Origin of the sequence: Mycobacterium sp. (genome assembly GCF_035506235.1) — a bacterium.
Taxonomy (GTDB): domain Bacteria; phylum Actinomycetota; class Actinomycetes; order Mycobacteriales; family Mycobacteriaceae; genus Mycobacterium.
In genome coordinates this window covers 1-20,771 of record NZ_DATJPU010000022.1, presented here as the reverse complement: position 1 = coordinate 20,771, position 20,771 = coordinate 1, and the positions used below count along the sequence as shown (strand labels likewise).

17 protein-coding genes and 3 pseudogenes are annotated in these 20,771 nt (G+C 67.0%); 10 read left to right on the top strand and 10 right to left on the bottom strand.

Going from position 1 to position 20,771, the window contains the following annotated elements; genetic code table 11:
• Nucleotides 1–143 (top strand): annotated as a pseudogene (locus VMD50_RS03075) (type VII secretion protein EsxI); the annotation flags it as partial.
• 65 nt (nt 144–208) lie between these two features.
• Here the strand turns inward: VMD50_RS03075 and VMD50_RS03070 are convergent.
• The gene (locus tag VMD50_RS03070; protein WP_325424735.1) at nt 209–1,546 is read right to left on the bottom strand and encodes a PPE family protein; all 1,338 of its coding nucleotides are present in this window, start codon (nt 1,544–1,546) and stop codon (nt 209–211) included.
• 705 nt (nt 1,547–2,251) lie between these two features.
• On the opposite strand from VMD50_RS03070, the gene VMD50_RS03065 reads away from it, so the two are divergent.
• Both VMD50_RS03065 and VMD50_RS03060 read left to right on the top strand, forming a co-directional pair.
• Entirely contained in the window at nt 2,252–3,025 is a 774-nt protein-coding gene (locus tag VMD50_RS03065; protein ID WP_325424733.1) for a response regulator transcription factor, read from the top strand.
• A complete protein-coding gene (locus tag VMD50_RS03060; protein ID WP_325424731.1) occupies nt 3,022–4,548 on the top strand; it encodes a sensor histidine kinase in 1,527 nt (508 codons plus the stop codon). The genes VMD50_RS03065 and VMD50_RS03060 overlap by 4 nt, the downstream gene beginning before the upstream one ends.
• 34 nt (nt 4,549–4,582) lie before the next feature.
• Here VMD50_RS03060 and VMD50_RS29780 read toward each other — a convergent pair.
• The 3 genes and pseudogenes from VMD50_RS29780 to VMD50_RS03050 form a co-directional block, all read right to left on the bottom strand.
• A pseudogene (locus VMD50_RS29780) lies at nt 4,583–4,651 on the bottom strand (50S ribosomal protein bL37); the annotation flags it as partial.
• A gap of 20 nt (nt 4,652–4,671) precedes the next feature.
• Nucleotides 4,672–5,493 carry an SDR family NAD(P)-dependent oxidoreductase gene (locus VMD50_RS03055; protein ID WP_325424730.1) on the bottom strand — a complete coding sequence of 274 codons (822 nt, stop codon included), beginning with the start codon at nt 5,491–5,493 and terminating at the stop codon, nt 4,672–4,674.
• A 433-nt stretch (nt 5,494–5,926) separates the two neighbouring features.
• The gene (locus tag VMD50_RS03050; protein WP_325424728.1) at nt 5,927–6,499 is read right to left on the bottom strand and encodes a DUF6611 family protein; all 573 of its coding nucleotides are present in this window, start codon (nt 6,497–6,499) and stop codon (nt 5,927–5,929) included.
• Nucleotides 6,500–6,695: 196 nt separating this feature from the next.
• Between VMD50_RS03050 and VMD50_RS03045 the strand changes: the two genes are divergently transcribed.
• The 7 genes from VMD50_RS03045 to VMD50_RS03015 all read left to right on the top strand — a co-directional run bounded on the left by VMD50_RS03045 (nt 6,696) and on the right by VMD50_RS03015 (nt 16,408).
• A complete protein-coding gene (locus VMD50_RS03045; RefSeq protein WP_325424726.1) occupies nt 6,696–8,081 on the top strand; it encodes a DUF2254 domain-containing protein in 1,386 nt (461 codons plus the stop codon).
• Nucleotides 8,082–8,316: 235 nt separating this feature from the next.
• On the top strand, nt 8,317–8,406 hold the full coding sequence (gene kdpF / locus VMD50_RS03040) for a K(+)-transporting ATPase subunit F (RefSeq protein WP_108637642.1): 90 nt from the start codon (nt 8,317–8,319) through the stop codon (nt 8,404–8,406).
• Nucleotides 8,406–10,076 carry a potassium-transporting ATPase subunit KdpA gene (gene kdpA, locus VMD50_RS03035; RefSeq protein ID WP_325424723.1) on the top strand — a complete coding sequence of 557 codons (1,671 nt, stop codon included), beginning with the start codon at nt 8,406–8,408 and terminating at the stop codon, nt 10,074–10,076. The genes kdpF and kdpA overlap by 1 nt, the downstream gene beginning before the upstream one ends.
• Complete coding sequence (gene kdpB, locus VMD50_RS03030; protein WP_325424722.1) at nt 10,076–12,226, top strand: potassium-transporting ATPase subunit KdpB; 2,151 nt, start codon at nt 10,076–10,078, stop codon at nt 12,224–12,226. The genes kdpA and kdpB overlap by 1 nt, the downstream gene beginning before the upstream one ends.
• A gap of 1 nt (nt 12,227) precedes the next feature.
• Nucleotides 12,228–13,151, top strand: a complete 924-nt coding sequence (locus tag VMD50_RS03025) for a potassium-transporting ATPase subunit C (RefSeq protein ID WP_325424721.1) — start codon at nt 12,228–12,230, stop codon at nt 13,149–13,151.
• Between the two features lie 12 nt (nt 13,152–13,163).
• A complete protein-coding gene (locus VMD50_RS03020) occupies nt 13,164–15,731 on the top strand; it encodes a sensor histidine kinase KdpD (protein ID WP_325424719.1) in 2,568 nt (855 codons plus the stop codon).
• The gene (locus tag VMD50_RS03015; RefSeq protein ID WP_085099318.1) at nt 15,728–16,408 is read left to right on the top strand and encodes a response regulator; all 681 of its coding nucleotides are present in this window, start codon (nt 15,728–15,730) and stop codon (nt 16,406–16,408) included. Before VMD50_RS03020 ends, VMD50_RS03015 begins: the two co-directional genes overlap by 4 nt.
• Nucleotides 16,409–16,450: 42 nt before the next feature.
• On the opposite strand, the pseudogene VMD50_RS03010 reads toward VMD50_RS03015, so the two are convergent.
• From VMD50_RS03010 to VMD50_RS02985, 6 genes and pseudogenes are all read right to left on the bottom strand, one after another.
• Nucleotides 16,451–16,766, bottom strand: a pseudogene (locus tag VMD50_RS03010) (hypothetical protein); the annotation flags it as partial.
• 80 nt (nt 16,767–16,846) lie between these two features.
• Nucleotides 16,847–17,791, bottom strand: coding sequence for a Ppx/GppA phosphatase family protein (locus VMD50_RS03005; protein ID WP_325424715.1), 945 nt, complete (start codon nt 17,789–17,791; stop codon nt 16,847–16,849).
• Nucleotides 17,785–18,273: a DUF501 domain-containing protein gene (locus VMD50_RS03000; protein WP_325424714.1), complete on the bottom strand. Its 489-nt coding sequence runs from the start codon at nt 18,271–18,273 to the stop codon at nt 17,785–17,787. Before VMD50_RS03000 ends, VMD50_RS03005 begins: the two co-directional genes overlap by 7 nt.
• Nucleotides 18,266–18,901: an FtsB family cell division protein gene (locus tag VMD50_RS02995; RefSeq protein ID WP_325424713.1), complete on the bottom strand. Its 636-nt coding sequence runs from the start codon at nt 18,899–18,901 to the stop codon at nt 18,266–18,268. Before VMD50_RS02995 ends, VMD50_RS03000 begins: the two co-directional genes overlap by 8 nt.
• 14 nt (nt 18,902–18,915) lie before the next feature.
• Nucleotides 18,916–20,205, bottom strand: coding sequence for a phosphopyruvate hydratase (gene eno, locus VMD50_RS02990; protein ID WP_325424711.1), 1,290 nt, complete (start codon nt 20,203–20,205; stop codon nt 18,916–18,918).
• Nucleotides 20,206–20,250: 45 nt separating this feature from the next.
• Nucleotides 20,251–20,771, bottom strand: a 521-nt coding sequence (locus VMD50_RS02985; RefSeq protein WP_325424710.1) for a lytic transglycosylase domain-containing protein, incomplete at its 5' end; no start/stop codon positions are given.

Genomic DNA, 20,771 nt, shown 5'->3' with positions numbered 1-20,771 from the left:
TGGCCTGCCAGGAGTTCATCACCCAGTTGGGTCGCAACTTCCAGGTGATCTACGAGCAGGCCAACGCCCACGGCCAGAAGGTGCAAAGCGCCGGCAGCAACATGGCCAGCACCGACAGCGCCGTCGGGTCCAGCTGGGCCTGACACCGCACGTTCGAACCGGGGCCGCACACCGATGGGTGTGCGGCCCCGGCGTTTGTCCGGCCGTGCTACCCGGCCACCGGCGAACGCGGAATCAGCGAGGGGCGAAACCCGATGCGGTGGACCGCGCCGTCGGACTCGCGCCCGACCATGCCGCCGAGCGGCAGCTTGGAAATGCCCGCGGTGGTTGTCGATCCCGGCGCCGCGCCCCACCCGCCCGGCATGGCGTTGGCGTCCAGCGCCGGCAGCGGCGTGACCGCGGAGACCGCGTCGGCCCAAGTCGGCGGCACCGACAGGGTGCCGAGGGAGGGAGCTTGACCCACGCTCGCCGCGGCGCCTGCGCCCAGACCCCCGACGGGCCCGAGGCCTCCCAGACCACTGACGGCTCCCCCGTCGGCTCCCTCGAGCGAGCCCAAGCCCGCAAAATCCAGGCTCAGGCCATACCCGTCGAACCCAAGCCCCGCGCCGTCGGCGCCCACGCCGGCACCATCGCCGCCGAAGCCGGCGAGATCGGAGCCCAGGCCGATCACATCGGTCAGGGCACCCCCATTCCCGCCCAACACGGACGTGAGGCTCGAGGTCAATCCGGATAGCGCCCCCGCGCCGGTGCTGGCGCCCTTGGTGGCGGTTTTGCCCGTGGCGCCGGTCAGGCTCGACAGCGCGCTGAGCGGGCCCGAAGCCCCCGACGATCCCAGCGACGCCGCGGTGCCCGCCGCCGCCGGCGACAGCCCGGTGCCGGATGCGGCACCCGGGGTCGCCAGGGTCTGCAGCGTTTGGGGCACCGAGGAGATCAACTGCGCCGTCGTCGTCTGCGCGTTACTGCCGGCCTGGGTGCCGGCCGCCTGGGCGACCGCGCCGGCCTGGCCGCCGAGGCCGCCCGGATTGGTCGTCTGGGGCGGCGAGGTGAACGTCGAAAACGCCGACGCCGCCGCCGAATTCGCGGCGTAGTTGTACATCGCGGTGGCGTCCTGTGCCCACATCTCGCTGTACTCGGCCTCGGTCGCCATGATGGCCGGCGTGTTCTGCCCGAAGATGTTGGTCGCGATCAAGGCCATGAGCTGGGCGCGATTGGCCGCGACCAGCGGCGGCGGCACCGTCATCGCATGCGCCGTTTCGAAGGCCGCCGCGGCGGCCGTGGCCTGGGTGGCCGACTGCTCGCACTGCGCGGCGGTGGCCGTCATCCAGGAGATGTAGGGCGTCACCGCGGCCGCCATGGACATCGAGGTCGGCCCGAGCCAGGATTCGTCGGCGAGGCCGGCGATCACCGACCGGTACCCGCTGGCGGCGTCGATCAGCTCGGCGGACAGCGATTCCCATCCCGCGGAGGCGGCCAGCAACGTGCCGGGGCCCGGCCCCAAGTACATCCGACCGGAGTTGATCTCCGGTGGCAATGCGCCAAAGTCCATCGCTTGTCCCTATCCCTTGCTCGAGTTTGCTGATCCGGTTTCACGTGCCTCGCATCCCGGGCCCCGATGCCGCGGAACGCCGTTGTGACCGCGAACGCTCGGCGAACCCGCGCGACGCCGCACCGGCCGTGGACATCGGTCGGGGCCCGGGGCGTCGGCGAACGCGCGGACACTGTTATCGACCGTCGTCGGCATCACCCGCTCACAAAGAGTGGGATCGGCCACGTCTCGGACGGCCCTCGCGGAGCCCGCCGACCCGACGAGCCGGAGTTCACCAACCGCCGTCAAAGCCATTCCTGACGGCCCGCACAAAAACTGTGCCGCGAAAAAACATGCAGCGCTACCAATATTCGTAACATCACGTAACTTTGCGGTAATAGGATTAAGGACACCATCGTCCTCGGCCGTCGCGCGTACGTGTCGGGCTCCGACGGCATCCGCTGAAATCCAGCGTCGTGCAATCAACGAAATCTATTTGCATGGAAGCGATTTGGGAAACTGCCCCTCGGACCGGCTCAGCTCCGTCAAACCAACAACCATGCATACCAGTATTTTTGAAAAAGCTACCCTACTCAACTTCGCTGATGCAACACATATAAAACACATATTTGAGAGCGCCGGAATGTGAGCCGCGCAACAAAGTTTTATTTGAGAACTCTATGAGGTTCGTGACAACTGCATGTGTGCTTGGGAGAATGTAGGAACATGACCGTAATGTCGGGATACGCAGGCAGCCAACGGCCACGCCAGGCCATTCTGGGGCAGCTGCCCCGCATCTACCGGGCCGACGGCTCACCGATCCGGGTTTTGCTGGTCGATGACGAGCCCGCGTTGACCAACTTGGTGAAGATGGCGCTGCATTACGAAGGCTGGGTCGTCGACATCGCCCACAACGGGCGCGAGGCCATCGCGAAGTTCGAGAGCGTCAACCCCGACGTGCTCGTCCTCGACATCATGCTTCCCGACGTGGACGGGCTGCAGATCCTGCAGCGGATCCGCGAGTCGGACCCCTACACCCCCACGCTGTTCCTCACCGCGCGCGACTCGGTGATGGACCGCGTCACCGGGCTCACCGCAGGCGCGGACGACTACATGACCAAGCCGTTCAGCCTCGAGGAGTTGGTCGCGCGGCTCCGCGGGTTGTTGCGCCGCTCCACCCAGCTCAGCCCGCCCGCGGCCGAATCCCTGAAAGTCGGTGACCTGCGTGTCGACACGGCCAGCCGCGAGGTCACCCGCGGCGGCACGCCCATATCGCTGTCGTCAACCGAGTTCGAGTTGCTTCGCTTCCTCATGCGCAATCCCCGCCGCGCGCTGAGCCGCACCGAAATCCTGGACCGGGTCTGGAATTACGACTTCGCCGGCCGCACCAGCATCGTGGACTTGTACATCTCGTACTTGAGAAAGAAGATCGACTCCGGCCGAGAGCCGATGATCCACACCGTCCGTGGCGTGGGATACATGCTGCGACCGCCCGAATGACCCGCGAGCGGAACAAGGCATCCAGGGATCGTCCGCGGTGGCTTCCCCACTCGTTGCGCCGCCAGTTGCTATTGGGCGTGTTGGCCGTCGTCAGCGTGGTGCTGGTGACGGTCGGCATCGTCTCGGTGCTGAGCCTGCGTGGCTACGTCGCCGCGATGAGCGACGCCGATGTCGCCCAATCCCTTGACGCACTGAGCAACTCCTACACCAGATACCGCAACGGCGAGGTTCCTTCGGCGCAGCGGGGCGCCCAGCCGATCGCGCGGGCGATGCTGGAGTTCACCGATCAAACGCCGGGCAACCTCATCGCCGTGCTGCGCGACGGCGTGGTGATCGGCTCGGCGGTCTTTTCCGAAGCCGAAGCGCGACCCGCGCCGCCCGATGTGGTCCGCGCCCTGGAAGCGCAGTCGTGGCCCGACGCCCCGCCACGGACCGAGAAACTGGGCGGCCTCGGTTCGTATCGGGTCGACAGCCGGGTCGACGGGCCCGACCTTTTGGTCGTCGGGGTATCGCTGGCCCGGGCCGACCAGATCATCGTGCGCAAGCAGCTCACCACCACGCTGCTCGTCGCGGCGGCCCTAGCGGTCACCGCCGGGCTGACCGTTTGGGTGGTCGGCTACACCCTTCGCCCGCTGCGCCGGCTCGCCGCGACGGCCGCCGAGGTCGCCGCCATGCCGCTCACCGACGGCGATCACCGGATCGGCGCCAGGGTGCGACCACAGGACACCGACCCGGACAACGAAGTCGGGATCGTCGGACACACGCTGAACCGGTTGCTGGACAACGTCGACAGCGCGCTGGCGCATCGCGCCGAGTCCGATTTGCGGATGCGGCAATTCATCACCGACGCCAGCCACGAGCTGCGAACTCCGTTGGCGGCGATTCAGGGATACGCCGAACTGACGCGCCAGGACAGCGCGGCGCTGCCGCCGACCACCGAATACGCGCTGGCGCGCATCGAATCCGAGGCGCGGCGCATGGCGGTGCTCGTCGACGAGCTGCTGCTGCTCTCGCGCCTGGGCGAGGGCGAAGACCTGCAGACCCAGGACGTCGACCTGGCGGACCTCGTCATCAATGCCGTGAACGACGCCGCGGTCGCGGCGCCGACACACCATTGGGTCAAGGACCTGCCCGAAGAACCGGTGTGGGTCCGCGGCGACCACGCCCGGCTACACCAACTGGTCAGCAACCTGCTCGGCAACGCCCGGGTGCACACGCCGCCGGGCGTCACGGTGACGACCGGGATTACCTGCCACCGCGGCACGGAAGTCCCCTATGCGGAGCTGACCGTGGCCGACGACGGGCCCGGCATCGACCCGGACCTTCTGCCCCGCTTGTTCGAGCGGTTCGCCCGCGCGGACACCTCCCGGTCCGATGGCTCGGGCATCGGGCTGGGCCTGGCCATCGTGAGTTCGATCGTCAAGGCCCACCACGGCTCGGTGACCGCCGAATCCGCCGATGGCCGAACGGTCTTTCGGGTGCGGCTTCCGCTGATCGAGGATCCGGTCACCGATGCCGGCTAGTCACCGAGGCATGAGCTTGTACGCGCCTTCCAGAGTTGGGCCGCTTGCCGTGGTTGGCGTTTTTCCTCCGGCGCGCGCGCTTCTTGTCGGCTCGTTTAGACATCGCTTCGCCTCCTTTCATTGTCAGTGCAGCGCCGACTCGACCAGGTGAGCGCTGAGTTTCTCCAGACGGCTACGGGCGCGCGGATTCTCCACCAGCGCAGCGGCTTTCGTAAGCCTTAGGCCGTCGTAGTAGCCGCCGTCGACCGTGGGATGAGTGGGTGACCCGAGCGTGGTGAGGATCGGTGCGGCCTCGTCGGCCGGCCGGCCGACACGGCCGTACATGCGCAGCAGCCCGGTCCGGAACACGCCGGGATGAACGCTGAGTGCGGTGAACGAAGCGCCGCCGGCCTCAGCCAGCCACCTGCTGTACATCGTCAGGGCGAGCTTGGATTGCGCGTAAGCCGCAAGCGGCCAGTACTGCTCGCCGGCAAGGTTGTGCCACTTGATGTTTCCCCCAGCATGCGTCGCCGAGGACACGTTGACGACTCGTCCGCCCGCCGCGGCGAGCAGGGGCACCAGTCTCGTGGTCAGCAAGTAGGGTGCGAGGTAGTTGACCTGGAAGGTCAACTCGAGGCCGTCCTGCGTGTAGGTACGCCCCTCGGGGGCGGCCACCGCGGCGTTGTTGACCAGCACATCCAGCGCCGGCAAGGTCGCGGCGAGCCTGTCGGCCAGGCCGGCGACCTCATCCAGGCGGGTGAAGTCGGCGACAACGAGGTTCAGGCGCAGCGGCTCCGCTCCGTCCTTCACCAGACGAGTCATCGCCTCCTCGCCGCTGTCCAGGTCGGGAGCATGCAGGTAGAGGGTCGCGCCTTCATCGACGAAACGGCGAGCCGTTGCATAACCGATGCCATCGGTGGCGCCGGTGACGAGAACTGTGGGAGAGTTGGAAACAAATTCGGACATAATGACTTTCGCTACCTTGAGGTGGGACTGCACTCATCGCGTCATACGACACGACAACGAAAGCAGTCGCAATGAATAGGAATGGGAACAATCGAGTAGGGCTGAGCTTCGAGGGCGCTAAAAGCCCGGTTCAGAAGCTGATTCGCCTGCACGACGGTGGTTCGTCGTCCCAGCCCGTGACAACCGTAGTGCGGACCATGGAATCCATCGAAGCAGGGCGGGATTGACGCAGGCTACGCAAATTACGACTTCTTGACGCTACCGGGAATTTCCTTGATGCTTTCTTGACACCGCTTTTTCGTTCTACACCTTAGGATTTCGCTGACCTCGCCACGACGGGGTGCGGTTTCGCCCATGTCCTCGCCTACCCAGGTAGTAGAGGGACAGCAGGGTCGCTGCCGCGCCGACGGCCTCGGGAATCTGGGACAGGGTGTCAGACATGCGCAATCGCCCCGAGGCGGTCGTAAGCTTCCCACCAGACGGCCTCGTGCTCGACCACGGAAATCGCACCACTCGCCAGCGATTCGTCGGCCTGGGTCAGCATGCCGGCCAACGCTCGCCACTCGGTGTGCCTGCGTAGCTCATGCGCGTCGGCGGTGTTGGGCAAAAGGACGACCGACATGGACCTGACTGGCACGCGGGCGGGTCCGGCACGCAGGAAGAGCAGCGCGCCGAAGCTCACGGAGGCGGCCACCGCGTAAACAAGCACCGCATTGGGCGAGGCCGCAACGTTGCCGAGCAGCATGACCGCGAGCAGGCCGAGCACGGCACCGGTTATCGGCCACCCCCGCCACAGCCGCGCCATCCGACGATCAGCGGTAGTGCTTCCGGGCGGATAGACGATCAATCGATAGCGTTGAACGCCGTATCTGCCGACCGTGGCATCGAGCGATCCCCACTGGTGGGTGCCGTCGAGCAGCCGCGACCACCAGTGCGGTCCCGCCGGGGAGCTCTCAGTCGGCTGGAGGACGCCCGGTTCGGGGTGTCGCTGCGCGGTTCTTCGCATGGACTCGGGTCTACGCCCAATTCGCGACGCCCGCGATCAATCCAAACGACATCTATACGCTCCACGGCCTAACCTTTACGCCACCTTATCGACGCGGTGAGCATAAGCTGGGCTTGCGCTTGCCCGGGGTCGGTCAGTTAGATATCCGCCGTGGTAGTGCACGTAGGTATCTTCAATCCGCTGGGGCTGCGCTGATGTGACGACGCGCCTGCGTGCGGTGTGGCCGGAGTGGCAGCGAGAAGAGCTGCGCACCAATCTTTGGTTGGTTCCTACCATCCTGGTAGTCGGCGCGCTCGGGCTTTTCGTGGTTACCGTGCGGCTTGACAGAGCCGCTTACGAGGGCCGGTTCCGACCACCGGCCTGGGTGATCAGCGGCTCCGCCGACGCGGCGCGTCAACTCCTGACATCGGTCGCGGCATCGGTGATCACCGTCGTGGGCATCGTCTTTTCCATCACGATCGTGACTCTGACGCTGGCGTCGACGCAGTTCGGTCCGCGGATGTTACGCAACTTCATCCGTGACCGGGGAACCCAGCTCACGCTGGGAACGTTCGTGGCAACGTTTGTGTATTGCGTCGTGGCGCTGATATCGATCGCACCCGGCGATCGCGGCGAGTTCGTCCCCCATATCTCGATCACGACGGCCTTCGGCCTGGTGCTCATCGATCTCGCGGTGCTGATCTATTTCATCCACCACATCGCCACCCAGATCCAATTGCCACAGGTGATCGCCAGCATCGCCGAGGACCTGGCCCATGCCGTCGCGGTGCAGAGCGCCGACCGGCCCCGGTCGACACGAAAGCCCGCGCAGGGTCCGTCGCTCGACGAGCTACTCGCCGCCATCGAAACCACCGGCAGCGTCATTCGAACTCCCAAAAGCGGTTACCTGCAGTTCATTCGACATCAGACGCTGGTCCGTGTCGCCACGCAGGCCGATGCGGTGATCCGGCTGCCCTACCGCCCGGGCCACTTCCTCGTCGAAGGCCGTGAACTGGCCAGCGTGTGGCCTGCCACCGCCGCCGCGCAGGTGGCCGACTACCTGGCCCGCGCCCAGGCGACCGGACCGCACCGCACCCTGACACAGGACGTCGCCTTCGGCGTAGACCAGCTCGTCGAGATCGCCCTTCGAGCGCTGTCGCCGGCCGTCAACGACACCTTCACCGCACTGACATGCATCGACTGGCTCGGCGACTGCCTGTGCAAGATCGCGCGGGTGTGGACTCCCACCCAAGTTCATCGCGACAATCGTGGGGTTATCCGCGTCATCTCCGATCAAGTCAGCTACGAGCGGCTGGTGCAACGAGCCTTCGAGAAGATCCGCCAAGCCAGCCGGGGAATGCCGGCGGTGATGATCCGCCAGCTCGACGCCTTGACGACGATCATGGAACAGACAACGGACCCACAACGCGCGCAGGTTCTGATGGATCAAGCAGCCATGATCCACCGCGCGAACGCTGAATCGGTTCCCGAGGAATCCGATCGCGCCGACGTCGATCGTCGATACGTCGCGTTGCGCGCTCTCCACGAACGGCTCAAAGGGCAAGACGCGGGGACGCGGGACGAGGGCGTAAAGAAACCGTAAAGGCGCACTGCAACGCCGTTAGGAAAGTGTCAACCAAAGGCCCTATCCGGTCAGCGCTGTCTAGCTTCAAGCTGACCTTGCCTCCGAGTACGGCACTGCGGCCTGCTCGATGAGGTCCTTTCGTATGCGCGCCACTCGCACGGAACGGAGACAAGATGGGCGTTTTGGTCTACGTCTTACTGACGATCGCGGTGTTCGCCGTTCTCGGGCTGACGCAGAAGTTGGTCGAGCGCCTGTGAGCTACGAAAACATCATCGGCCTGGCGCTTTCCGTGCTGCTCGCGGTGTATCTCGCAGGCGCCCTGCTGTTCCCGGAGAGGTTCTAGTGAGCACAACAACAGCGGGGATCATCTTCCTCGTCGTCCTCGTCGTGGCGCTGGTGCTGGTGCATGTGCCGTTCGGCGACTACATGTACCGGGTCTACGCGTCGGAGAAGGACTCCGCCGTCGAGCGGGTGATCTACCGGCTGATTGGCGTCGATTCGCGCTCGGAGCAGACGTGGGGTGCCTACGCGCGCAGCGTCCTGGCGTTCTCGTCGATCAGCATCCTCTTCCTGTTCGCATTCCAGCTCGTACAGGGCAAATTGCCGTTGCACCTGCACGATCCGGCCACCCAGATGACCCCGGGGCTGGCGTGGAACACCGCCGTCAGCTTCACCACCAACACCAACTGGCAGGCCTACTCCGGCGAGTCGACGCAGGGCCATCTGGTGCAGATGGCCGGGCTGGCGGTGCAGAACTTCGTGTCGGCCGCCGTCGGCATGGCGGTGGCGATCGCACTGGTGCGCGGGTTCGCCCGCAGGCGCACCGGCGACCTGGGCAACTTCTGGGTCGACCTGGTGCGCACGGTCCTGCACATCCTGCTGCCCATCGCAGTCGTGGGCGCGATCGTGCTCATCGCGGGCGGGGCGATCCAGAACTTCCACCTGAACGACCAGGTCGTCACCACACTCGGCGGCGCCCAGCAAACGATCACCGGCGGCCCGGTGGCCAGCCAGGAGGTCATCAAGGAGCTCGGCACCAACGGCGGCGGGTTCTACAACGCCAACTCCGCGCACCCGTTCGAGAACCCAGCGACCTGGACCAACTGGCTGGAGATCTTCCTGCTGCTGGTGATCAGCTTCTCGCTGCCGCGCACCTTCGGGCGCATGGTGGGCAGCCCCAAGCAGGGCTACGCGATCGCGTCGGTCATGGCGACCCTGTACGCAATCAGCGTGTCCCTCATGATGTGGTTCCAGCTCCAGCACCACGGCACGGTACCGACCGCCGTCGGGTCCGCCATGGAAGGCGTCGAGCAGCGGTTCGGCATCGCCAACTCCGCGGTGTTCGCCGACTCGACGACGCTCACCTCCACCGGTGCCGTCGACTCGTTCCACGACTCCTACACCAGCCTCGGCGGGATGATCACCATGTTCAACATGCAGCTCGGCGAGGTCGCCCCCGGCGGCACCGGCTCGGGCCTCTACGGCATGCTGATCCTGGCGGTGATCACCGTCTTCATCGCCGGGCTGATGGTCGGGCGCACCCCGGAATACCTCGGCAAGAAGATCAACCCCCGCGAAATCAAGCTCGCCGCAAGCTATTTCCTGGTCACCCCGCTGATCGTGCTGACCGGAACGGCGGTCGCGATGGCGCTGCCCGGCGAGCGCGCCGGCATGGCGAACACCGGCCCGCACGGGCTGTCGGAGGTGCTGTACGCATTCACCTCCGCGGCCAACAACAACGGGTCGGCATTCGCCGGGCTCAGCGTCAACACGAACTGGTGGAACACCGCACTCGGCCTGGCCATGGTCTTCGGCCGATTCCTGCCGATGGTGCTCGTGCTCGCGCTGGCCGGCTCGCTCGCGAAGCAGGGCCACACGCCGGAATCGAAGGGCACCCTGCCCACCTATCGGCCCCAGTTCGTCGGAATGGTCGCCGGCGTCACGGTGATCCTCGTTGCCCTCACGTTCCTGCCCATGCTCGCGCTCGGGCCTCTCGCTGAAGGAATCCACTGATGACCACGACCGCTGTCGATTCGTCCGAGCAGACGCAGCCCGCGACCGCCGCGAGCACGAAACGGGTCCAGGGCGGCTTGCTCGACCCGAAGATGCTGTGGAGGTCGACGCCCGACGCGCTGCGCAAGCTCGACCCGCGCACCCTGTGGCGCAACCCGGTGATGTTCATCGTCGAAATCGGCGCCGCCTGGAGCACCGCGTTGGCGATCATCCACGAAACCTGGTTCGCGTGGCTGATCGTGGTCTGGCTGTGGCTGACCGTGCTCTTCGCCAATCTGGCGGAGGCGGTCGCCGAGGGCCGCGGCAAGGCCCAGGCGGAAGCGCTGCGCCGAGCCAAAACCCAGACCTTGGCCCGGCGGCTCAGGAACTGGAAACCGGGCGCCTCCGGGATGGAGGAAGAAGTCGCGGCGCCGTTGCTGCAACAGGGCGACATTGTGGTGGTCGAGGCCGGGCAGGCGATACCGGGTGACGGTGACGTGGTGGAAGGCATTGCGTCGGTGGATGAATCGGCGATCACCGGCGAGTCGGCACCGGTGATCCGCGAGTCCGGCGGCGACCGCTCGGCGGTCACCGGCGGCACCACCGTGCTGAGCGACCGGATCGTCGTGCAAATCACCCAGAGGCCGGGGGAAAGCTTCATCGACCGGATGATCGCGCTCGTCGAGGGCGCCAACCGGCAGAAGACCCCCAACGAGATCGCCTTGAACATCCTGCTGGCCGCGTTGACGATCATCTTTGTCTTCGCCGTCGCGACCCTGCAGCCGCTGGCGATCTACTCCAAGGCGAACAACCCGGGCGTCCCGGATACCCAGGCGCTCAACGCAAATGGCGTCACGGGAATCGTGATGGTGTCGCTGCTGGTGTGCCTGATCCCGACGACGATCGGCGCGCTCCTGTCGGCCATCGGCATCGCGGGCATGGACCGGCTGGTGCAGCGCAACGTGCTGGCGATGTCCGGGCGCGCGGTGGAAGCCGCCGGCGACGTGAACACGCTGCTGCTCGACAAGACGGGCACCATCACCCTGGGCAACCGGCAGGCCGCCGACTTCGTCCCCCTCGACGGGGTCTCCCCCGAGCGACTGGCCGACGCCGCGCAGTTGTCCAGCCTGGCCGACGAAACGCCGGAGGGACGCTCGATCGTGGTATACGCCAAGCAGCACTTCGGGCTGCGCGCGCGCACGCCGGGTGAACTCTCGCAGGCCCACTGGGTGGCCTTCTCCGCCTCGACGCGGATGTCGGGCGTCGACCTCGACGGGCACCTGCTGCGCAAGGGCGCGGCCAGCTCGGTCGCGGAATGGGTACGAACCCAAGGCGGCGAGGTTCCGCTGCAGCTCGGCGAGCTCGTCGACGGCATCTCGGCGGGCGGCGGCACGCCGCTGGTCGTCGGCGAATCCCTCAACGGCGAGGCGGCGGTGCTGGGTGTCATCCACCTCAAGGACGTCGTCAAGCAGGGCATGCGCGAGCGCTTCGACGAGATGCGCAAGATGGGCATCCGAACGGTGATGATCACGGGCGATAACCCGTTGACCGCCAAGGCGATTGCCGACGAGGCCGGCGTCGACGACTTCCTCGCCGAGGCCACGCCCGAGGACAAGCTCGCGCTGATCAAGCGCGAGCAGGGGGGCGGCAAGCTGGTCGCGATGACCGGCGACGGCACCAATGACGCGCCGGCCCTGGCCCAGGCCGACGTGGGCGTGGCGATGAACACGGGAACCTCGGCCGCCAAAGAGGCCGGCAACATGGTCGATCTCGACTCCGATCCCACCAAGCTGATCGAGATCGTCGAGATCGGCAAGCAGCTGCTGATCACCCGCGGGGCGCTGACCACCTTCTCGATCGCCAACGACATCGCGAAGTACTTCGCGATCATCCCGGCGATGTTCGTCGCGCTGTTCCCCGGGCTGGACGCGATCAACATCATGCGGCTGCACAGCCCGCAGTCGGCGATCCTGTCGGCGGTGATCTTCAACGCCATCATCATCGTCATGCTGATCCCGTTGTCGCTGCGCGGCGTGCGCTACACACCGAGCAGCGCGTCAAAGCTGTTGAGCCGCAACCTCTACGTCTACGGGCTCGGCGGCATCGTCGCCCCGTTCATCGGGATCAAGCTGATCGACCTCATCGTCCAATTCGTCCCCGGGATGTCCTGACATGAAGTTCTCGAATTTCGTCCGCATGCACTGGGCGGCCTTCCGCGCGCTGCTGGTGATGACCGTGATCGTCGGTCTCGCCTACCCGCTGTTCATCTGGCTGGTCGCGCAGATACCGGGATTGCACGACAAGGCCGAGGGGTCGATCCTGACCGCCAACGGCAAGCCCGTCGGCAGCCGGCTGATCGGTCAGCTGTTCACCGATAAGGACGGCAACGCGCTGCCGCAGTACTTCCAGAGCCGCCCCTCGGCGGCCGGCAACGGGTACGACCCGACATCGTCGAGCGCGAGCAACCTCGGACCCGAAAGCATTGTCGATACCCCCGCGGATCCCTCACAAATGGCGGCCGGCAAGTCCGCGTCCGACGCGGGCTTCAAGCCGAGCCTGTTGACGCAGGTGTGCACGCGCAGCGCCGCGGTTGGGCAGCTGGAGGGTGTGGACGGGTCGCGGCCGTTCTGCACGGGCGGCGGTGTGGGCGCGGTGCTCTCGGTCATCGGCCCGCGCGACGCCCGCGGAAACGTCGTCCACCCGACCCGGGTGGTCAGCGTCAACGAGCCGTGCCAGACCAGCCAGGCGCCGTTCCTGGTCGTTTACGACGGTGTGCGGGTCGAGTGCGCCAAGTACGGCGAGGACTACACGATCGGGCAAATCGTCCCCGTCCGCGGGGCCGCGCCCGCCAACCCGGCCGTGCCCGCCGACGCGGTCACCGCCAGCGGCAGCGGCCTGGACCCCGACATCTCGCCGGCCTACGCCGACATCCAGGTCGCCCGGGTGGCCAAGGCAAGGCACGTCAGCCCCGATCAGATCCGGGCGGTCCTCGCAAAGTTCCGCAGCGGGCGCGACCTCGGGTTCTTCGGCGAGCCGACGGTGAACGTGCTGGAACTCAACCTGCAACTCGATCACCAGTATCCCGTCTCGAGCTAACGCCTTAGGGGGATGATGGTTGACGTGAGCGCGACCGACTATCCCCCCAAGCGCGGGGAATTGCGCATCTACCTCGGGGCGGCGCCGGGCGTCGGCAAGACCTACGCGATGCTCGGCGAGGCCCACCGCCGCTTGGAGCGCGGCACCGACGTGGTGGCGGCCGTGGTGGAGACCCACGGACGGGCGAAAACCGCCGAGCTGATCGAGGGCATCGAGGTCATTCCGCCGCGCTACATCGACTACCGCGGCGGCAGATTCCCCGAACTCGACGTGCCGGCCGTGCTGGCGCGGCATCCGCAGGTAGTGCTGGTCGACGAACTCGCCCACACCAACACACCGGGCAGCAAGAACGAAAAGCGATGGCAGGACGTCGAAGAGCTGCTGGACGCAGGGATCACGGTGATCTCCACCGTAAACATCCAGCACCTGGAAAGCCTCAACGACGTCGTCGCCCAAATCACCGGCATCGAACAGCATGAGACGATACCGGATTCGATCGTGCGCGAGGCTTCGCAGGTCGAGCTCATCGACATCACTCCGGAGGCGCTGCGCCGCAGGCTGTCTCACGGCAACGTCTACGCACCGGCACGCATCGACGCGGCGCTGTCCAATTACTTCCGCCAGGGAAACCTCACCGCGCTCAGGGAATTGGCGCTGCTGTGGCTGGCCGACCAGGTGGACACCGCGTTGGCCAAGTACCGGGCCGAGAACAAGATCACCGACATGTGGGAGGCGCGGGAACGCGTCGTGGTGGCGGTCACCGGCGGTCCGGAATCGGAGACGTTGGTACGGCGGGCATCCCGGATCGCGTCGAAGTCCAGCGCCGAGCTGATGGTGGTGCATGTCATCCGCGGTGACGGCTTGGCCGGCGTCTCGGAAAACAGAATGACCAAGATACGCGACCTGGCGAACAGCCTGGATGCGTCCGTGCACACCGTGGTCGGTGACGACGTCCCCACGGCCCTGCTGGATTTCGCCCGCGAGAACAATGCCACTCAGCTGGTCATCGGCACGTCCCGCCGGCCCCGGTGGGCGCGCATCTTCGACGAGGGCATCGGCCCCACGATCGTCGAGCGGTCCGGGAAGATCGACGTGCACATGGTGACGCATGAGGAATCCAAGCGCGGCCTTCACGTGGGGTCGCTCGCGCCCCGCGAGCGTCGGGTGGCATCGTGGCTGGCGGCCGTCATTGTGCCGTCGCTCATTTGCGCGGTTACCGTGACGCTGTTGGACCGGTATCTGAACAACGCCGGCGAGAGCGCGTTGTTCTTCGTCGGGGTGCTGTTCGTAGGGTTGTTCGGGGGCGTTGCCCCTGCGATTCTTTCCGCCGTGCTATCCGGGCTGCTGCTGAACTACTACCTGACCGCCCCGCGGCACAGCTTCACCATCGCCGAACCCAACAGCGCCATCACCGAATTGGTGCTGATGATGATCGCCGTCGCGGTAGCGGTCCTCGTCGACGGTGCGGCCAAACGCACGCGCGAAGCGCGAAGCGCATCCCAAGAAGCCGAGCTGTTAACGCTGTTCGCCGGGTCGGTGCTGCGCGGCGCCGACCTCGAGACGCTGCTGGAACGCGTGCGGGAGACCTATTCGCAGCGCTCGGTCAGCATACTGCGCGAGCCCAGCGAGGAAGAGCGCGCCAATGGAAAGAAGAGCTATGTCGTCGCCTGCGTGGGCAAAGACCCTTGCGTGAGCATTGATTCGGCCGACACCGCGATCGAGGTCGGCGACGAAGAGTTCTGGATGCTGATGGCCGGCAAGAAGCTCTCCACGCGTGATCGCCGGGTTCTCAACGCGGTGGCCAATCAGGCGGCGGGCCTGATCAGGCAGCGCGAGTTGGCCGAGGAAGCCAGCCGGGCGGAGGCGATCATGCGGGCCGACGAGTTACGGCGTTCCCTGCTCTCGGCGGTCAGCCACGACCTGCGCACGCCGCTGGCGGCGGCCAAGGTCGCGGTGTCCAGCTTGCGGGCCGAAGACGTCGCCTTCTCCCCCGAGGACACGGCCGAATTGCTGGCCACCATCGAGGAGTCGATCGACCAGCTGACCGCGCTGGTCGGAAACCTGCTCGATTCCTCGCGCCTGGCCGCCGGGGTGATCCACCCGGACCTGCGCCGGGTTTATCTGGAGGAAGCGGTGCAGCGCGCCCTGGTCAGTATCGGCAAGGGCGCCACCGGTTTTTACCGATCGGCCATCGATCGCGTCAAGGTCGACGTGGGTGACGCGGTGGTGATGGCCGACGCCGGGCTGCTGGAGCGCGTCCTTGCCAACCTGATCGACAACGCGCTGCGCTACGCGCCCAACTGCGTGGTGCGGGTCAACGCGGGGCGGGTGGGCGATCGCGTCCTGATCAACGTCATCGACGAGGGCCCCGGAATACCAAAGGGCACCGAGGACCAGATCTTCGAAGCCTTCCAGCGGCTGGGCGATCACGACAACACCACGGGCGTGGGCCTGGGCATGTCCGTGGCGCGCGGCTTCGTCGAAGCGATGGGCGGCTCTATTGCAGCCGGCGACACTCCGGGCGGTGGGCTCACCGTGGTGGTGGATCTGGCCGCGCCGCCCGAGTTTGGTGCGTCATGACCCGCGTGTTGGTGATAGACGACGAGCCGCACATCCTGCGTGCGCTGCGCATCAACCTGTCGGTGCGCGGGTACGAGGTCATCACCGCCTCGACCGGTGCCGGAGCGCTGCGCGCGGCGGCCGAGCACAAACCCGACGTGGTGATCCTCGACCTCGGACTGCCGGACATATCCGGCATCGAGGTGCTTGCGGGTCTGCGTGGGTGGCTCTCGGCGCCGGTCATCGTGCTGTCGGCGCGCACGGATTCGTCGGACAAGGTCGAGGCCCTTGACGCCGGGGCCGATGACTACGTGACCAAACCCTTTGGGATGGACGAGTTTCTGGCTCGGCTGCGCGCCGCGGTCCGCCGCAACGCGGCCGCGTCCGAGGTGGATGAGCCGGTGATCGAAACCGACGCGTTCACCGTCGATCTGGCCGCCAAGAAGGTTACCAAGGACGGCGTCGAGGTACATCTCACGCCGACCGAGTGGGGCATGCTCGAGGTGCTGGTGCGCAACCGGGGCAAGCTGGTGGGCCGCGAGGAGTTGCTGAAGGAGGTGTGGGGCCCGGCGTATGCCACCGAAACCCATTACCTGCGTGTGTATCTGGCGCAATTGCGGCGCAAGCTCGAGGATGACCCGTCGCATCCCAAGCACCTGCTGACCGAATCGGGCATGGGGTATCGGTTCGAGGCCTGAGTCACACCCGTCACATTGGCCTCCGCAAAGAGCGACACCCTTTGTGCCCGCCTCACAGCGACAACTTGGCCGCCGCGCGCAAAGCGAGGACGCGTTGGTGTATCCGGTGCTCGGTGCCGCGCGGGATGTATCCCGGTCCGTACAAAGCTCGACCAAGCCGGCGGGCCCTGTCGCGGGCAACCTCCCAACGCAAGGCATCTGAGACGACTTTCGATGGCCTGCCGGGGACGCAAAAGCCTTGCGCAAAAAGCGCATCCACCATCTCGGCGATTGTCGCTCGCCCATTGTGCGCAAGGTGCATCGTGAGCACGTAACGCAGCTCGATTCCGTTGAGGTTCATTGCCGCAGGGTGCCATATCGGTCTGACATCAAGTTGTCGCTGTGAGGCGGGCACAAAGAGTGCCACCTCTGCAAGGGGACCAGTGTGGCGGATGTGACTCAATCCGCGATCGACAGCACGATGCCGTCCAAGATGTCGTGTTCGCTGACGATCAACTCGTCGATCCCGGCTCGCGCGCGCAGCTCGCGCGCCAATTCCTCCACCACGATCGCGCCGCCGCCGATCACATCGGCACGGCCCTCATGCATCGGTCCCAGTGCGGCGCGCTCGGCCCGCGACATGCCGATCAGCCGCTCGCACACCGCCAGCAGGTCCCTGCCCGGAACGCGCGAAAGATGAATGGCCGCAGAGTCATACGCCGTCATGTTGTGGGCCAGCGCGGACAGCGTGGTCATCGTTCCGGCGAGCCCGACCCAGGTTCGCGCGCCCTCGACGGGCACCACGCTCAGCGCGACGCCGAGCCGCTCGCGCACCACCCGGCGGGCCGCCTCCACTTCCTGCGGCGTCGGCGGGTCCGAATGCAGGCAGCGCTCGGTCAGCCGGACACACCCGATGTCGGCCGAGTAGCTCGCCACCACCGCATCCCCGCCGACGACGATCTCGGTGGAGCCGCCACCCAGGTCGACCACGACGAAAGGTGCCGCGGCACTGTCTAATTCGCCGACAGCGCCGCGGAAGGACAGCTCGGCCTCCTCGGCGCCGGTGATCACCTCGGCAAGCGCGCCGGGCAGCACGGCGCCCAGCACCTCGGCCGTCATCGCAAAGAAGACATCGCGATTCGCGACGTCCCGAGCCGCCGAGGTCGCCACCATCCGCACCCGCTCGACGCGATGCACCCTCAGCAGCGAAGCGTAATCGGCCAGCGCGGCGCGGGTTCGGGCGATCGCGTCCGGCGCAAATTCACCCGTCGCGTCGACCCCCTGCCCCAACCGCACGATCCGCGTCTCGCGACGCACGTCGCGCAGCCGGCCACCTGAGACATCCGCGATCAACAACCGGATCGAGTTGGTACCGCAGTCGATTGCGGCGAGCCGGCTCACCACTGCCCCGCCACCAACACGCCGGCCATCGCGGGATCGCCGGCAATTATCGCCAAAGCCTCGTCGCCGAGGGGATTCACGCCCGGACCCTTGGCGAGCGAGTGCGCGATCAGCACGTGCAGGCACTTGACCCGGTCCGGCATTCCCCCGGCAGAAAACGTTGTCCCCAGCGATTCGATGGCGTCGCGTTCGGCCAGATACGACCCGTGGGCCCGCCGGTACGCGGCCGCCAGTTCGGGATCCTGCCCCAGCCGCTCGGTCATCTCGCGCATCAATCCCGTTGTCTCGAGCTTGCTCGCGGCCGCGGTCAGCGCCGGATGAGTCAGGTAGTACAACGTCGGAAAGGGCGTGCCGTCAGGGAGTTTCGGCGCCGTCTTCACCACGGCCGGTTCGCCGTTGGGACAACGGTAGGCGATCTCCAGCACCCCGCGCGGCTCACGCCCCAGCTGACGCGCCACCGCATCCAGGTCGGCACGATCAACCACCGGGCGCGGGGGCACTGGGCGCGGGCGGCGGCGCCGGTGGCAGGTGCGGGGCGTCGGCGATCGTATGCCACAGCGCGGTGTACCACGGGTCGTGGCTGGCGGGCTTGGCCGTGTCCGTTCCCGGCTGCGGCGACACCGCCGCCGTCGGCGGGAGCTGCACCTGGAACGGGATGTCCCCGGGCATCACGAAGCCCAGGCGCTCGCGCGCCTGCGCCGCAATGTAGGCCGGGTCACCCAGTTTCACCTTCTTCTGTTCGAGGTCGGCAATCTGGTGGCGCAGCGCCGCCTCGCTCGCGGCCAACTGGTTCATCTCGGTGCGCTGTGCGAAGTAGGTGCGTACCGGGCCGGCGATGGTAAGGGTCAGCACGCAGATCACCGCGGCCAGCACCGCCGCCCGCCGCGCGGTGAATCCCAGCCGCTGGTCGGACCGCTGTTCGACGGATTCGGCGACCTGCCGCTTGATGGGTTCGACGACGCGTTCCTGCAGCGACCGCGTGGTGTTTCGGCTGGCGTGGTTGGCGGTCTGCGGGGGCGCTGAGGGCTTGACGGCGCGACGGCGCCGAACCGAATCACCGGCCTTCCCCGGGCGCGAGGCCGCGGAGCGCCGCTTCGGATCGGGCTTGGGCATCAAGCTATTTCAACCTATTTCTGCTCCGGCGCGTACCGCGGGAAAGCCAGCTCGCCGGCGTAGCGCGCGGCATCACCGAGGGCCTCCTCGATCCGCAACAGCTGATTGTATTTGGCCACCCGCTCGCTGCGGGCGGGCGCGCCGGTCTTGATCTGACCGCAACCGACGGCCACCGCCAGGTCGGCAATGGTGGTGTCTTCCGTCTCGCCGCTGCGGTGGCTCATCATCGTGCGATATCCGCTGTGGTGGGCCAGTGCGACGGCATCGAGCGTCTCGGTCAGCGTGCCGATCTGATTCACCTTGACCAGCAACGCGTTTGCGACGCCCTTTTCGATACCCTCCTCGAGCCGCTCGGGATTGGTGACGAAGATGTCGTCGCCGACGATCTGCACGCGGTCGCCGAGCGCGGCGGTCAGCGCCACCCAGCCGTCCCAATCGTCCTCGGACAGCGGGTCTTCCAGGGACACCAGCGGATAGGAGCCGAGCAGGCCGGCGTAGAACTCCGTCATCTGGTCGGCGGTGCGGGTGGCACCTTCGAAGGTATAGCCCGTGCCGTCGGCGTAGAACTCGGTGGCCGCCGCGTCGATGGCCAGCGCCACGTCGGTGCCGAGTTTGAAACCCGCCGATTCGACGGCCCGGCCGATCAGGTCCAGCGCCGCGGTGGTGCCGGCCACGTCGGGGGCGAACCCGCCCTCGTCGCCCAGGCCGGTGGAGAGCCCCTCCTTCTTCAGCACCGATTTGAGTGCGTGATACACCTCGGCGCCCCACCGCAACGCCTCGGCGAAGCTGGGCGCGCCGATCGGCGCCACCATGAACTCCTGGATGTCGACGGCGGTATCGGCGTGGGCGCCGCCGTTGAGGATGTTCATCATCGGCACGGGCAGGATGTGCGCGTTGGGCCCGCCGAGGTAGCGGAACAGCGGCAACTCGGCCGAATCGGCGGCCGCCTTGGCGACGGCCAGTGAGACACCCAGGATCGCGTTGCCGCCCAGCCGGGACTTGTCCGGGGTGCCGTCGAGGTCCACCAGCGCCTGGTCCACCAGCCGCTGGTCGTCGGCGTTGAGCCCGATGACCGCCGGACCGATCTCGTCGAGCACCGCCTGCACCGCTTTTTGCACGCCCTTGCCGCCGTAACGCTCACCGCCGTCGCGCAACTCGACGGCCTCGTGCTCGCCCGTCGACGCGCCCGATGGCACCGCGGCGCGGGCAAACGTCCCGTCCATCAGAGCTACCTCGACCTCGACGGTCGGGTTGCCGCGGGAGTCGAGGATCTCGCGGGCCCCGACCTGCTCGATAATCGGCACTGGGTTCTCCTTGCGTCGTAAAGCCTCGGTCAGCGATACATCCTGCTACAGCGGGTGACCCGCCGCATAGGCGGTCGCCCAGTCCCGCACCGCCCGCGCGTAAACGCCGGAGTTGTTGTAGGCCCGCAGCGCGGTGATCCACCCGCGCGGGGTCCCGAGATCCTTTCCACGCCAACACAGGTAACCCGCCGCCGCCAGCGCCGCATCGTCGATGTTGTCCGGACTGACCCGGCCGTCGTTGTGGGCGTCCACCCCGTACAACCGCCATGTCTCCGGAATGAACTGCATCGGCCCCATCGCGCGCACCACCCCCGCGCCGTCGTCCGCACCGTCCACGGTGTCGACGATGCGCAGGGTACCGCCGCTGCCATCCAGCCGGACACCCCGAATCGGCGGACTCACATCCCCGTTCGGTGCCAGCGTCGCGCCCCGGTAGGTCCCGTGGTGGCTCTCGACCTGCCCGATGCCCGCCAGCGTGGTCCACGCGATGTGGCACTTCGGGTTCTCGACCTCGGCGACCCGGGCGGCGTACGCGTAGGCCTCCAGCGCGATGACCGGAATCTCCA

Excerpts from the sequence above, each read along its gene's own strand:
- VMD50_RS03060 (WP_325424731.1), top strand. The coding sequence starts at position 3,022 with ATGACCCGCGAGCGGAACAAGGCATCCAGGGATCGTCCGCGGTGGCTT.
- kdpB (WP_325424722.1), top strand. The coding sequence starts at position 10,076 with ATGACCACGACCGCTGTCGATTCGTCCGAGCAGACGCAGCCCGCGACC.
- VMD50_RS03015 (WP_085099318.1), top strand. The coding sequence starts at position 15,728 with ATGACCCGCGTGTTGGTGATAGACGACGAGCCGCACATCCTGCGTGCG.
- VMD50_RS02995 (WP_325424713.1), bottom strand. The coding sequence starts at position 18,901 with ATGCCCAAGCCCGATCCGAAGCGGCGCTCCGCGGCCTCGCGCCCGGGG.
- VMD50_RS03050 (WP_325424728.1), bottom strand. The coding sequence starts at position 6,499 with ATGCGAAGAACCGCGCAGCGACACCCCGAACCGGGCGTCCTCCAGCCG.
- VMD50_RS03070 (WP_325424735.1), bottom strand. The coding sequence starts at position 1,546 with ATGGACTTTGGCGCATTGCCACCGGAGATCAACTCCGGTCGGATGTAC.
- VMD50_RS03055 (WP_325424730.1), bottom strand. The coding sequence starts at position 5,493 with ATGTCCGAATTTGTTTCCAACTCTCCCACAGTTCTCGTCACCGGCGCC.
- VMD50_RS03020 (WP_325424719.1), top strand. The coding sequence starts at position 13,164 with ATGATGGTTGACGTGAGCGCGACCGACTATCCCCCCAAGCGCGGGGAA.
- VMD50_RS03025 (WP_325424721.1), top strand. The coding sequence starts at position 12,228 with ATGAAGTTCTCGAATTTCGTCCGCATGCACTGGGCGGCCTTCCGCGCG.
- VMD50_RS03065 (WP_325424733.1), top strand. The coding sequence starts at position 2,252 with ATGACCGTAATGTCGGGATACGCAGGCAGCCAACGGCCACGCCAGGCC.